Annotated in this window: 12 protein-coding genes; 6 read left to right on the top strand and 6 right to left on the bottom strand. The window is 64.3% G+C overall.

The features are described 5' to 3' along the window. Nucleotides 1-2,052: 2,052 nt before the first annotated feature. Nucleotides 2,053-2,532, top strand: a complete 480-nt coding sequence (locus tag Q5923_RS09285; RefSeq protein WP_303133630.1) for a hypothetical protein — start codon at nt 2,053-2,055, stop codon at nt 2,530-2,532. A 306-nt stretch (nt 2,533-2,838) separates the two neighbouring features. Here the strand turns inward: Q5923_RS09285 and Q5923_RS09280 are convergent, their stop codons facing one another. Further along, on the bottom strand, nt 2,839-4,554 hold the full coding sequence (locus tag Q5923_RS09280; RefSeq protein ID WP_303133629.1) for an OPT/YSL family transporter: 1,716 nt from the start codon (nt 4,552-4,554) through the stop codon (nt 2,839-2,841). A 152-nt stretch (nt 4,555-4,706) separates the two neighbouring features. Here Q5923_RS09280 and Q5923_RS09275 point away from each other — a divergent pair, with 152 nt between their 5' ends. Then, nucleotides 4,707-5,657 carry a type III pantothenate kinase gene (locus tag Q5923_RS09275; protein ID WP_009278694.1) on the top strand — a complete coding sequence of 317 codons (951 nt, stop codon included), beginning with the start codon at nt 4,707-4,709 and terminating at the stop codon, nt 5,655-5,657. Nucleotides 5,658-5,890: 233 nt separating this feature from the next. Here the strand turns inward: Q5923_RS09275 and Q5923_RS09270 are convergent, their stop codons facing one another. From Q5923_RS09270 to nrdG, 3 genes are all read right to left on the bottom strand, one after another. Then, nucleotides 5,891-7,252, bottom strand: a complete 1,362-nt coding sequence (locus Q5923_RS09270) for an ATP-binding protein (protein ID WP_303133626.1) — start codon at nt 7,250-7,252, stop codon at nt 5,891-5,893. 406 nt (nt 7,253-7,658) lie between these two features. Beyond that, nucleotides 7,659-7,895, bottom strand: coding sequence for a hypothetical protein (locus tag Q5923_RS09265; protein WP_303133624.1), 237 nt, complete (start codon nt 7,893-7,895; stop codon nt 7,659-7,661). Between the two features lie 3 nt (nt 7,896-7,898). Continuing rightward, nucleotides 7,899-8,447 (bottom strand): anaerobic ribonucleoside-triphosphate reductase activating protein, encoded by a 549-nt coding sequence (gene nrdG / locus Q5923_RS09260; protein ID WP_009278697.1) that lies wholly within the window; start codon nt 8,445-8,447, stop codon nt 7,899-7,901. 583 nt (nt 8,448-9,030) lie between these two features. Here nrdG and Q5923_RS09255 point away from each other — a divergent pair. The 4 genes from Q5923_RS09255 to Q5923_RS09240 all read left to right on the top strand — a co-directional run bounded on the left by Q5923_RS09255 (nt 9,031) and on the right by Q5923_RS09240 (nt 11,861). Further along, nucleotides 9,031-9,294, top strand: coding sequence for a hypothetical protein (locus Q5923_RS09255; RefSeq protein ID WP_303133622.1), 264 nt, complete (start codon nt 9,031-9,033; stop codon nt 9,292-9,294). A gap of 21 nt (nt 9,295-9,315) precedes the next feature. Continuing rightward, nucleotides 9,316-9,621 (top strand): hypothetical protein, encoded by a 306-nt coding sequence (locus tag Q5923_RS09250; protein WP_303133620.1) that lies wholly within the window; start codon nt 9,316-9,318, stop codon nt 9,619-9,621. A 141-nt stretch (nt 9,622-9,762) separates the two neighbouring features. After that, nucleotides 9,763-10,488 carry a response regulator transcription factor gene (locus Q5923_RS09245; protein ID WP_009278700.1) on the top strand — a complete coding sequence of 242 codons (726 nt, stop codon included), beginning with the start codon at nt 9,763-9,765 and terminating at the stop codon, nt 10,486-10,488. Then, nucleotides 10,485-11,861 carry a sensor histidine kinase KdpD gene (locus Q5923_RS09240; protein ID WP_303133618.1) on the top strand — a complete coding sequence of 459 codons (1,377 nt, stop codon included), beginning with the start codon at nt 10,485-10,487 and terminating at the stop codon, nt 11,859-11,861. The genes Q5923_RS09245 and Q5923_RS09240 overlap by 4 nt, the downstream gene beginning before the upstream one ends. Nucleotides 11,862-12,039: 178 nt before the next feature. On the opposite strand, the gene Q5923_RS09235 is transcribed toward Q5923_RS09240, so the two are convergent. Next, complete coding sequence (locus tag Q5923_RS09235; protein WP_303133616.1) at nt 12,040-12,309, bottom strand: type II toxin-antitoxin system RelE/ParE family toxin; 270 nt, start codon at nt 12,307-12,309, stop codon at nt 12,040-12,042. Continuing rightward, nucleotides 12,302-12,592 carry a hypothetical protein gene (locus Q5923_RS09230; protein ID WP_009278703.1) on the bottom strand — a complete coding sequence of 97 codons (291 nt, stop codon included), beginning with the start codon at nt 12,590-12,592 and terminating at the stop codon, nt 12,302-12,304. The genes Q5923_RS09235 and Q5923_RS09230 overlap by 8 nt, the downstream gene beginning before the upstream one ends. Nucleotides 12,593-12,714 lie beyond the last annotated feature (122 nt).

The raw sequence follows: 12,714 nt of genomic DNA, 5'->3' as shown, positions 1-12,714 counted from the left end.
ACGTCGCGCCCCGCACGGGGCGCGTGGATTGAAACTTGGAGGTGGAGCCGCCGCGCTTGTAGCGCTCAGCGGTCGCGCCCCGCACGGGGCGCGTGGATTGAAACTCTATGGGAGCCTTGGGCAGCTCCCCGGACTCCCAGTCGCGCCCCGCACGGGGCGCGTGGATTGAAACCAGCCGGCATCCGGCGGGGTCGTCGCGGTCACCTGGTCGCGCCCCGCACGGGGCGAGTGGACTGAAACTCGGCCACGAGGCGCATGGGGCCGCCGCAGAGCGGCACTCTGCCAGCCAGAAATATGCGCCTCGCTTCCGCCAAAGGCCGATTCTGGATATACTTGCGTCGAGGCACGCCCACCCAGCTAATTGGGAGGAAACGGCCTCATTTGCGTCTTCGTAGGAAGAGAGAGCGGAGAAACCGTTCCGCAAGGTGTAGATGGCCTCAAGTGGAGCACTTTGCCATCCTGCGCCCTGTCTCTTCAATGATGCTTTTTTCAATTTGCGTTGTGTCGTTTGTTTTGAGCAATGTCGCTTTGACTGGCAATTCAATTGCTGAGCGCGCGATGTGAGAATCTGCGACGTGGTGCAACAGTGCGCAAACATCATCGTGGCCTGTCACTTCGCATTTTCGGCTAGGCATAGGGTAGGGGGCTCGAGCGGATGGCTAAGTAGGACGACATCAAGGTGACTGTCACCCTGAGACGTTCGGAAAAGCCTTCAGATAGCAATGACGCCAATGCTCTTCCCTGGCTCGAATACCTGGGCGGCGCTCGGCGCCGAGGACAGTATATGCGATCTCGGAGAGTGGCGGAATCGGTAGACATGCGTGACCTGGGAGTATGTGTCTTCGCGAACGTGCGAGGTCGAGTCTCGCCGCCCCGACCAGCAGAGCGACCGGAGACCATGACCGTGCCAACCTCCGTGACTGTCCCCGACGCACGGAGATGATTTCAACATCTACAACCAGCTCAACGAGGCCTTGGGACAGAGTGGCAAGCTCGTCATAGATGTGGCGAAAGTCTCCGTTTACGTTTGCAGAGGTCTGCGAAAAGGCAGAGGTAGCTTTCGGGAGAAGAAGCGACTTCATTGAGATGAATGTCATGGGCGACGAGCACATGAGACACTTCAAAAAAATAGAAAGCCTATCTGGCTTGCCTCCCACGAATGGCGGGTCCCTGATAGGCACTTCGGTTATACCCATTTCCCGCTAGTTCAATGACGGAGTTCCAGGCCCTGGAGGTCCGCATTAGTTGATTGATAAACTCAACGCAGTGCTTTGCCGACGTATTGCAGGACAAACTGTTGCGAGAAAGTCTTTCAGTGTTGCGTTGGGATTTTCAATCGACCATTTCCGCGCATGTACCGTTGGTCGAGGACGGGGATCCAAAGGCTGCGTGCGAATTGCCGTATGATGATTCGCAGCAGTCGATATCGAAGTTGGAGGATTTCGTTGCCTTTTGTAGCATCGGCGACTACGGACCCTGCGGTCCAGTCGATATGCATCCGGTGGCGGCGATAACGTGACGGAGGTGGCAACGTGATCAAGGCGTTGCTTAAGGCAATCCTGTTCGTCCTGCTTTTCCCGCTCTGGCTTCTCTTCTGGCTCTGCAAGTTCGCGGCCTAGATCCGGTCCTGCTCACGCGATGGGGGCATTATTGCGTGGATGGGACTTGTGTATAGGTTCATCGTATACATGCAAGCGGGCATCGGTTCAGAAGGCAGAACGCGGCCTGTAGCTTGCATCACCGCCGATGCCCTTCCTTCTCTCTCGGGCCGTGCGGCTTTGTGGCATTCGTGACATCACTCCGGACCTGTAGTGCATGTCATCGCGAGGCCCGAAGAGGCCGTTTCCCATTCGTTCCGGCCGGCCGACAGGGGTTTCGTGAGGTCGAGAATCGCCCCTGCGGCTCAAGGAATGGCAGTGAGGGTTTGAGGGATTTGGAGTAGTACCGTTCTGATTGGTGGTCTAGCATCAAAGGCCCTGCGTCTAAAATGCTCGCGGACATGCGGCCGAGCAGGTCGACTCCCATCGTTCCGGCCAGTGAGAGAATCGGAGGGTGACCATGCATCTCGGCTTCTCGGTGGTGGGCGTTGCCTTCCTGCTCATGCTCTTCGTTCCCAACATCAGGTGGGCGAGGAACCAGCCTGATGGCTACGCCGAGATCTCCAGGCACGAGAGCCGCATCCTGCTGGCGCTCGAGAGAATTGGCCAGGTCGCCACCACCTGCACCGCCGTCGTGTTCATCTCTCCCCAGGGTTTTGAGCTGCCCTGGTTGCTGTGGCTCGTCTCCGCCCTCGTGCTGATGGCGTTGTATGAGCTCGCCTGGGCCCGCTATTTCAAAGGTGGGGCGCGGCTCACCGACATGTACGCGCCCCTGGGCCCCGTTCCAGTTCCAATCGCCACGCTGCCCGTCGCCGCGTTCGTGCTGCTCGGCATCTGGCACCAGTCGCCTGTGGCCGGCCTCTCCGCCGTCGTCCTCGGGGTCGGCCACATCGGCATCCACCTTGGCCACCTGCAAGAGCTCGCTGGTCGCTAGATGACGTAGTTCCTCGATGCCGGGAGATCTCGAAATCCGCCCCCAGCGCATCGCGAGATGCGAGAAGTGGGTGGTTTTTCTCCCCAAAATGGGGCAAAACCACCCACATCAGGCCTCTCATGGCCGGCAAACCACCCACATCGCACGTCCCGCGGCGGCGTGGCCGGCAAACCACCCACATCGCGCCTCCCGCGGCGACGCCGCCGCTCTCCACGGCGACGCCCCACTCCCCAGGCGACACCGCCACAAGAAAGGGGCGCCGCCCGCACGAGCGACGCCCCGGGCCAAGCCCCGTGTCCCTCTCGCCTACGCCATGCTGGCGAAGATCGAGGCGAAGGCGATGATCACGCCCATGACGGACTCTCCGCCCAGCAGTCCGGATGCCACCACGAGGCCGCTCTCCTGTGCCTTCTCGACCGCCTCCTGGCGTTCCGCCTCGCTGAGGCCCGCGTTCCTGCGTGCGCTGACCTGCTCGTAGACGATGCGCGCCACGGCACCCAGCGCGGCGGTGACGCTCATATAGAAGGGCAGGTAGACGCCCAGCCCAAGCATCATCGCGGGAAGTCGGGCGAAATAGAGCGCAAGCCCTCCCGCAAGTCCCAGCACGAAGGCCGGTACGCTGGGGATGCCCGACACCATCGTGGCTACGACGGAGGCCTGGGCGCTCACGAACTCCTTGTCCGGCCCGAAGGCGTCCGGACCGTAGGCGCTCACCAGGGCGACCATGACGCCCGCCGCGACGAGCGCCCCCAGGACGCCGCCGATGGCCTGGCCCAGCCACTGGGCGCGGGGGTCGGTGCCCAGGACGTGTCCTGCCTTGAAGTCGTTCATCACGTCGCCCGCCAGGCCGCAGGCCACGGCCACGACGCCGGCGATGAAGAAGAGCTGCACCTCCTGCAGGCGTGCGAAGGCCGAGACCAGCAGGAGCACGATGAGCCCGAAGATCTCCATGGGGTCGATGCCCGTCTGCCCGCAGGACTGGGCGCTCATGATGGTGGTGACGAAGGTCAGCAGCACCACCGCGACGGCCGGGATGGGGCCGAGCTGCAGCCCGAAGCAGACGAGCACGGCGATCGCGGCGGTGGCGAGCCCCAGGATGCCTGCGTCGAGGCGGAGGTTGCCGCTCACGAGCGAGGAGGGGTCGTTCGCCTCGCCTTCGCGATGGCCCTCTCGTGGCGCGCCGCCCCCGAGCCCGCGGACGACGCCGGCCATCTGGGGCAGGATGTCCTTGATTACGACCGCGACGCCCGATCCCATCATGAGGCCCATGCCCAGGCTCTTCACGATGCCCTGGGCGTTGGCGACGTCCCAGAGCCCGGCGGCGCTGCCGGCCACGACGATGCCGAAGTTGGCCACGACCCCGCCCAGGAGCCACCAGGCCACGGCCACGCCGCCGATGAGGAAGCCGACGGAGAGCATCATGGGCGAGTTGTAGATGCCAAAGGCCACGCCGGGAATGGGCAGTTGCAGCAGCATGGCGGGCAGGAGATGCAGCCCGTCGCGCAGCAGGGCGTAGGTCCCGGCGACGCCCATCGAGCCGAAGAGCTGCCTGCCAGTGCGCCCGCCCGCCTCGGTAGCCCTGAGCGTCTGCGCCGCGGCGTTGCCGGTGGGGAACTCGAGGTTCGCGTCCACGATGAAGTGCCGGTGGATGAGGGCCGTGCAGACGAGGCCCAGGCCCGTGCCGGCAAGCGCCACCAGGAAGATCTGGACCCAGCCGATCTGGCTCGCGAGGCCCAGCATCCAGGCGCCGGGTATGGTGAAGGCGAGGCCGCCGGCCACCATCGCGCCCGCGGACATGATGGTGTGGGTGACGTTGGCCTCGTTGAGGCTGGCGTTTCCGAGCAGCTTGAGGAAGAAGAGCGAGATGACGGCCGCGAAGATGATGGGCCAGGGGAGCGCCCCCAGACGTAGCGCCGTGTAGACGGAGGAGGCGGTGATGATCGCGCAGCCCACGCAGCCGATGATCACTCCGCGCAAGGTAAGCTGGCCACGCCACGAGGCGCGGCTGGTGCCGTTGTCCATATGCAGTCCCTTCAGGATATCCGCTCCCCCTGTGCCGATGCGCCGGTGCGCGGGCGAGGAGTCGGGTTGCTACGGGTCGCCTGCGGAGCCGGACGAGCGCCACAGACTTGCTAGAGTGTAGCGCATGGGTCACGAGCTAAGGAGATGGTCTGATGGGTCAGCGCGGGGAAGGCGGGACGGGGGTCGTCTCGCTTGCCGTGGACGTGGGCAACACGACGAGCTCCTTCGGGCTCTTTGCCGCGTCAGCAGGGGAGACGGACGAGCCCTTGGGAACCTGCGAGCTCACCACCCCGCAAAGTCTCACGGTGGACGAAGCCTGCCTGCAGCTCGGCTCCGTGCTGGAGCTTCTGGGCGGGGGAGAGGGGCTTTGCGGGGGCGTTGCCGCCGGAGCGCTCGTGGGGGGTGCGACCGCCGGCGGTGGCGTGGGCGGGGCTGTCGCTGTGTCGTGTGCCGGTGAGGCTGCCGCCCGGACGCGCGTCGCGTCGATCCTCTCCTGCGTGGTTCCCTCTCTGAGCGACGTCTGGGCCCAGGCCTTGGAACGCAGCCTGGGCGTGCGCCCCCTGGTGGTGGGGCCGGGCCTTCGCACGGGGATGCGCATGGCCTACCGTGACCCCGCCGAGGTGGGGCCCGACCGCATCGCCGATGCCCTCGCGGCGCGTCAGAGCCACGGCTCGCCCGTCGTGGTGGTGGACTTTGGCACGACGATGAACGTCGAGGTCGTTGATGCGTCCGGCGCCTTTGCGGGCGGCGTGATCGCCCCTGGCCTGGCCTTGGGCGCGCGTGCCCTGAAGCAGGCGGCGGCGCGTCTTCCCCAGGTGGAGCTGGAGGTTCCGAGCTCCGTCATAGGCCGCTCTACGCGCGAGGCCATGCAGGCGGGAATCGTGCTGGGGGAGGTCGCTCGTGTCGAGGGGCTGGTCGGCCGCGTGATGGGCGAGCTGGGCTGCGAGCCTCCGGTGGTGCTCACGGGCACCCGCGCGGAGGACATGGCGCGCCTTTTGGGAGAGGGGCCGCTGTCCGGGCTTCTGAGCTGCGACCAGACGCTCACGCTGCGGGGGCTGCACCAGCTGCTTCTGGGCCAGGCGCAGAGGCGCGCGCGTAGGTAGGGGCTGCCGCGTGGCATGCGGCTCCTCTCGCCCCAGGGCGGCTCGCCCGACCGGATCGTACAAAGAGTTGTATGTGGTTTTTCTCGCCCGACGGGGTGTATTACAAGGTTAGAAAACACATAAGAGCAGGTAGAAGGCTTGCCGAGAAATACGATTGTTTGCGGAATCCGCATACAACTTCCGGGAAGCCACGGCGGCTCGGAGTAGATGCGCCGACCATCCCGGCCTTCGACCTAGAGGCACCAGGACATGTAGAGCGGCAAGCGTATGATCTCTCCGTCAACCTGCATGGGTCTGGGGTGCAGGATATAGCTTATGCCGACGCGGGTCCCGAATTTCGCTTTGAACTTCTTGAGAGAGCCGAATCTGTACCGTTTCCCTGACTTCACCTCGATGGGGGATACACGTAGCTTGCCGGTCGCATTGTCGTAACCACGCGTGATGAGGAAGTCTATTTCCATGGTGTTCTCGCGCGCCGAATCGTCCCTTCTTGAATAGAAGAAGAGCCTGTGCCCCGCCGTCCTGAGTTGTTGGGCAACGACGTTCTCTGTCAGCATTCCTTCGTTTACCTCGAGCCTGTCTAACAGGATGTCGCGGTATACCTCGTGAGGCGTCTGGTCGTTGTCCCAGAACTGGAGTGTCGACAGAAGGCCCGTGTCTGACATGTAGCTCTTGAACGTGGTCTCGTCGAGACTTGCCGAAAGTCCAACTGCAGGGTCGTCCGCGTTATAGCAAGTTGAAGTTATCTGGGCGTTGTCCAACCAATAGAAGGCGTCTGCGTACTCGCGCATGCGCGCGTTCTTGTCGATGCCCGAGAGACGGAACACCTTGTCATGTTTTGCGAGCTGGCTGGGAATGGTCGAGTAGACGCGTGATAGACGAATCGCCTCTCTGCCTCCAAACCGTTGCATGTCATTGCGATACAGAGAGACGATGAGGCGCTTCTCCCTGTCTACGGCTCCGAAGTCCCTCTGCTCGAGGTAGCTGCTGACTACCTGGGGCATACCCCCAACGAGTATGTACTCGCGGAAGAGGCGCTCTGCCCTCCTGTGCAAGGTGTCTGGTAGGGGGGAGAGCGTGGAGAAAGATTTCCGAATCAGCGTAGAGAGCTGATCTTCCCCGGCAGCCCACAGGAACTCCTCGAAGTCGAGCGGATCGAGCCTCAGAGTCTCTTCTTCGGAGGGAATGAGGATGTTCCCGATGTTTTGCTGGATGGAAATCAGGGAGCCCGTCTCTATGTAGTCATAGCGTCCGTCTGCGACGAGCTGCTTGATTAGCTCGCGCGCAGGGGGAAAGAGCTGTACCTCATCGAAGATGATGACTGACTGGCGACGTGTGAGCTGTACCCCATAGATGGCGGCGAGGTACATGAAGAGCGAGTCGAGGTCATTCTTGTAGTCGAGGAAGATCTGCTGGACTGATTGCGGTGCGTTCGAGAAGTCGATAAGCAGGTAGGAGGCGTACGCGTCTTTTGCAAAGACCTCGACGAGCGTACTCTTGCCCACTCGACGCGCGCCCTCGAGCAACAGTGCCGTCCTCCCGTCGGAACGTTGCTTCCAAAGCTCCAGCTGCGTATAGGCCTTTCTGTCAAACACGATACTCCCTTTTCTTTTCACCACGAAATGCGCTCTCTTATTTGGATGATAAGACACGAAATGCGTAATTATTAGTATTAAATTTATCACGAAATGGAGAATTGTGTTTTGAGGGAAGTATGTTAGCCAACCTGTGGGCGACAGACAGGGGATTGTATGTGGTTTTTCTCGCCCGACGGGGTGTATTACAAGGTTAGAAAACATATAAGAGCAGGTAGAAGGCTTACCGAGAAAGACGATTGTAAGCGAAGGCCACACACAAATTTTGAAATCACCCAAAGTGCGACGCCGACCTGGAAACCGACGACAGCGGGCGGGCGTCACGTCATGCGACCTGCGCAATCGCCGCCGCCTGCGTAGCGGATACCCTCGCCCTCGCACTGGGCACGGCGAGGCACCGGCGCGTCTAGCTGCGGCGCTGGTAGCGCTGCATGAGGTAGGTCTCGGCCCAGATGATGGCAAAGAGCGCGACCGCGAGCACCAGGCGCTGCTGGTCATCGAGCTGCGGCAGGGCCAAGAAGGCGATGACCGCGGCGGCGGCTGCCAGGGCCAGGAGGACGATGAGCCAGGTCAGCGGCTCGCGCGGGTCCAGGCTAGTCAGGGTGTTGAGGAAGGTGGGCCTGCCGAGGTCAGAGATTCTCATGCGCTACTCCATGGTGTGCGTTGCGAAGACGGGGTCGTCCTGCCACAGTACGACCTCGCCTGCGGCGAGCGAGGCGGGGACGTCGATGATTCGCTGGTTGGACGACCCGCGGAAGCGCAGGGTGATGTCGTATAGGTCCTGGACGAAGGGGCCATCCACCAGCACGTCGAGGCAGGCGAGGATGCGGTCGGTGTGCTCCGTGTGCTGGGATCCGCCAGGACGCAGCTGCTCCCAGCTGTGGCCGCTGTACATCCAGACGCCCTTGTCAGGGCGCTCGCGGCGCACGCGCTCGAGGAAGTCGACGAGGCTGGCTTGGTTCTCGGGCTCGGTGGGCTCGCCGCCCAGGATGGAGAGCCCGTCCACGAAGTCGGGCTCGAGGCTGGCGATGATCTTGTCCTCCGTCGCGCGGTCGAAGGGCTTGCCTGCGTTGAAGTCCCAGGCCTCCTCGTTGAAGCAGTGGGGGCAGTGAAGGCGGCAGCCCGAGACGAAGAGCGTGGTGCGCACGCCCGTGCCGTTGGCGATGTCGAAGTACTTGATGGTCGCGTAGTTCATGGGGCTCCCTCGGTCGCGGTGCACCCAGTATAGGCGCTGCACGGCTGGGGCTGGCCTGGCAGCACTGCTCGTGTGCGCAGGCCGCGCATGGTTTGCGCGGGATTCGGAGAAGGGGCAGGCCGCGCATGGTTTGCGCGAGATTCGGAGAATGCGCAGGTCACGGGCGAGAGGCGCGCAGGCTACGGCTGCTTTGCGCACCACGCGAGCCGTGGGACTCCCATGTCGGAGGCTCCGGATGCCGCGGGTTGGCTCATGCGCCACGCGTGTTGCGGGACGTTCGGCACGGGATTCCGCGCAGCTCTCGCCTTGCCTGCCTTAAGAAAGTCTTTCGCGCTTGGACCCTGGCTCCTTAAGCTGCCCTACCCGTATAAACGCAGGTAGTTGGAACGTTGGCCTGCGGGTGGGGGAGGTCTGGATGTACGCGAGGGCAGGGGGCACTGTCGTGCGCGAAGCTCGGGGCGGCGATTGGCAGCTGGCACACAGGGGCTCCACGTGCGGGATGTGGCGCCGGTACCGGCAGGGCTTCGGGCGCGGGGCGTGGTGCGACCTGCGGAGGCGCCCCGCGCGCAGGACGTGGCGGCCCATGCTCAGGGACCTCGTGCTGGGAGACCCCGCGCTTGTGGAGCGGCTCGTCGCACGTGCGCTCCTTGCCGCCTTGGTCCCGTTGGCTCTCCTTGCCCTGGCGGCGTTCTGGCTTGCCTGGCAGGAGGGGGGCTGCTCCCTGGCGCGACCGCCCGAAGGGACCCCGGTAGAGCTCGTCGAGCTCTACGACCGCAACCCCGAGGCGCGCCGCTTCGTCCTTGACTACGCGGCGAAGCACGAGCTCGTGCAGCCGGTCGACCTCTAGTCCTTGGTGGGGTCGCGGGAGGTGCCGCTGCTGCTCCAGTGGGACGAGCGCTGGGGCTACCAATGGTATGCCGGCCAGTACCTCGCCCTCTCTGGCTACGGTCCCACCTGCCTGTCGATGGCGTACGTCTACCTGACGGGAGACCCTTCCTTCTCGCCGCGCGAGGCGGCGGAGTTTGCCACGGCGCACGGCTTCGCGTCGGACGGGAACGGCAGCGAGTGGAGCCTCATACCCGAGGGAGGGAGCCTCCTGGGACTCGACGTGACGGAGCTCCCGCTGGACGAGGGTCGCGTGCCCGCGCCCCTCTCGCCTCCCCGCCAGCCTTAATAAAGTCTTCTGCGTTTGCGTCCTAGCCCCTTAACGCCCCGCTCGCGTATAAAGGTTGCGGGGCACAGGGGCTCCCGCCGGACGGAAGGGCTCCGACCGCAGGAGGGCCCCACCGCCAGCGACGTACGAGGAAGGAACGACATGCAGCGCATCCTCCTGGTGGACGACGACCACGACATCGTCGGCGCTCTCAGGATCTACCTGAACGATCCCGGCTACGAGCTCCACGCTGCCTACGACGGCAGGCAGGCCGTGGCGGCGGTGAGGGCGGGCATCGAGGCGGGGGAGCCCATCGACCTCGTCCTCCTGGACGTGATGATGCCGGTCATGGACGGCTCCGAGGCCCTGGTGCAGATCCGCCGCCTCACTAACGCTCCCGTGATCATGCTCACCGCCAAGGGAGAGGACGCGGACAAGGTCCTGGGCCTCGACCTGGGGGCGGACGACTACGTGACCAAGCCCTTCGTTCCCGCCGAGCTGCTCGCCCGAGTGCGGAGCGCCCTCAGGCGCTACACGAGGCTGGGCGGCAGCTCCGGCATGGCGGACGGCCCGGCAGGCCCCGACACCCTCGTCCTGGGCGGCATCGAGCTGGACGACGCGGGCAAGCGCGTCACCGTGGACGGCGAGCCCGCGGCGCTGACGCCCAAGGAGTACGACATCTGCCGCTTCCTCATGGCCCGCCAGGGGCACGTGTACAGCCCGGCGCAGATCTACGAGGCGGTGTGGGGCGAGCCGGCCTGCGGCAGCGAGGGCACGGTGGCGGTCCACGTGCGCCACCTCAGGGAGAAGATCGAGATCGACCCCGCCAACCCACGCTACCTCAGGGTGGTCTGGGGACGCGGCTACATGATGGGAGGCCAGAGATGAGACGCAACGGCATCGAGTCGGCGAACGAGAACGCAGGCGCGATTTGGGTTTGGTCGGCGTGCGTGGTGGGGTCACTCTCGCTCGTCCTTCTCATGCCGCTTCTGCACTACGTCTACCTGACGCTCAACGGATCCGGCTTCACGATGAACGGGGAGCTCGTCTTGCTGGTCATATTCGATGCGGCGCTCGTGGCGGGTTTGCTTGTCTCGCGGCGTCGCTGGCACATGGAGGACGACATCCGCGTGGCATGGCTCCACCTCTGGCGCTGGGCGCTCGCCTTCTGTGGCATCGTGCTGGGGCTCGTCCTCGGCCTGGCCTCGGGGCTGACGCCCCTGGTGATCTTTGCCTACCTCGTCGCGCTCTCGCTCGCGTTCGTGATGCTCGGTGAGCGCCAGGCGCGCCTGGCAGAGCTGGGGGAGGTCGTCTCTCGCCTGGCGCAGGGTGACTTCGAGGCCCAGGTGGACGTGGGCCAGATGAGGGGGGGCCTGGTCGAGATGTCCGAGCGGCTCAACCAGGTGGCCGGTGCCGCATCAGCGGCTGCGGAGGAGCGCGCGCGGGCGCTGCGAGAGGCCCTCGAGGCCGAGCAGGTCAAGACTCGTGCCGAGCGCATGCGCACCGAGCTCATCACCAACGTGAGCCACGACCTCAAGACGCCCCTGACCTCGGTGATCAACTACGCGGACCTGCTCGCGTCCGAGCTCGCCCTCGAGCCTGGTGAGCGCGACGAGCAGAAGCTGGCCGAGTGCGCCGACGTGTTGGGCAGGCAGTCCGCACGGCTCAAGAAGCTCATCGAGGACCTCATCGAGGCCTCCAAGGCCCAGACGGGCAACGTTCAGGTCGATCCAGTCTCCATGGACGCGGGCGTGCTCCTCTCGCAGGCGCTTGGCGAGTGGGGCGAGAGGATCGAGGGCGCGGGGCTGGAGCTCGTGGACAGGCTGCCCGAGCTGCCCCTTGCGGTGAGGGCGGACGGGCGCCTGATGGGGCGCGTGCTGGACAACCTGCTGGGCAACGTGGCGAAGTACGGACAGCCGGGGACGCGCGTCTACGTCAGCCTCGCCCCAGGGGAGGGCGTCGCGCGCATGAGCCTCAAGAACGTGTCCGCCGCCCCGCTCGACGTGAGCGCCGAGGAGCTGCTGGAGCGCTTCGTGCGCGGTGACTCGTCGCGTACGACCGAGGGTTCGGGCCTGGGGCTCTCCATCGCGCAGAGCCTGATGGAACTCCAGGGTGGCAGCCTTTCTCTGGACGTGGACGCGGACCTCTTCAAGGTGGAGCTCACGCTACCGCTGGATGCGGGTGTCGCTGCCAGCATGGACGCGGACACGGATGATTCCAGGCAGTGCCCTTCCGAGGACGAGGCGACCACCGTGCTGTAGGCGCCGAGGTGCCGGATGGACCGGGAGGTGGGGTGGGAGCCCCTTGGCCCCTGCTCCCCCTCCCGTCTTGTTGGTCCGGCCTTGCCGGGTGCGTGTTGATCGGCCCTGTGGGTCGCCGTCAATCCACGTCGACTTACACCCATTTGTACTTGTGATGTGCCCTTGCGCAGGGTCCTCGTCACCACATGCGGCGTTGGGGGATGATGCCCATGAGCGTTACGGCATCGTCCTTCTCGTCGTATTCGTAGATCAGGTCGAAGGGTGGGAGAGAGCACTTTCTGGTCCCGTCTCCATGGACGCGGCGGATGGAATCAGGAAGGTCGCTGCTGCCGCTCAGCGGGAACGACTCGACCATCCGCAGGATTCGCTCCAGGCGGCTTGCGAGCCTTGGCGTGTAGATGGTCTCTGCGTCATCAATGAACTGTTCCGCGAACAGAAGCCTAGCCATGCCGTGCGAGCCTCTTGTCGAGGGCATCAGAGAATGCCTCCATGCCTTCCACGTAGCGGCCTTCTTCTATGTCTGCCCTCCCGTTCCTCAGGCATGCACGAAGCCTCTCCTCGTATGCGGCTCCTTCCGCCGCCTCCTGCAGCCGCCGCTCGAAGATCTCCTCGCTCATGAGCACGAACGCTCCGTTGCCGTTCTCCGTGATGTGGACCACGTCATGAAGCGCGGCATCCTTGACCTCTCGCTGTCGGGTCTTGAGGGCGGCGGAGGAATAGATGGTTGTCATGCCCTCGCTCCTTTCCTTGGAATAGATACCATACACAGTACTATTTTAGATACCAAAAGAAAGCATCTTGTCTCTGCGCTGCAAAGGGCGTCTAACTTGCGAAGCCCACAGTGAAGAAACTC

Source organism: uncultured Olsenella sp. (assembly GCF_959602185.1).
GTDB classification, from domain to species: Bacteria; Actinomycetota; Coriobacteriia; order Coriobacteriales; family Atopobiaceae; genus Olsenella_I; species Olsenella_I phocaeensis.
Note: the sequence above shows the minus strand (reverse complement) of the source record. Positions and strands in the feature narration are given on the sequence as shown.

Coding starts and splice junctions, on each gene's coding strand:
- Q5923_RS09280 (WP_303133629.1), bottom strand. CDS start 4,554: ATGGACAACGGCACCAGCCGCGCCTCGTGGCGTGGCCAGCTTACCTTG.
- Q5923_RS09275 (WP_009278694.1), top strand. CDS start 4,707: ATGGGTCAGCGCGGGGAAGGCGGGACGGGGGTCGTCTCGCTTGCCGTG.
- Q5923_RS09265 (WP_303133624.1), bottom strand. CDS start 7,895: ATGAGAATCTCTGACCTCGGCAGGCCCACCTTCCTCAACACCCTGACT.
- nrdG (WP_009278697.1), bottom strand. CDS start 8,447: ATGAACTACGCGACCATCAAGTACTTCGACATCGCCAACGGCACGGGC.
- Q5923_RS09255 (WP_303133622.1), top strand. CDS start 9,031: ATGCTCAGGGACCTCGTGCTGGGAGACCCCGCGCTTGTGGAGCGGCTC.
- Q5923_RS09245 (WP_009278700.1), top strand. CDS start 9,763: ATGCAGCGCATCCTCCTGGTGGACGACGACCACGACATCGTCGGCGCT.
- Q5923_RS09240 (WP_303133618.1), top strand. CDS start 10,485: ATGAGACGCAACGGCATCGAGTCGGCGAACGAGAACGCAGGCGCGATT.
- Q5923_RS09235 (WP_303133616.1), bottom strand. CDS start 12,309: ATGGCTAGGCTTCTGTTCGCGGAACAGTTCATTGATGACGCAGAGACC.
- Q5923_RS09230 (WP_009278703.1), bottom strand. CDS start 12,592: ATGACAACCATCTATTCCTCCGCCGCCCTCAAGACCCGACAGCGAGAG.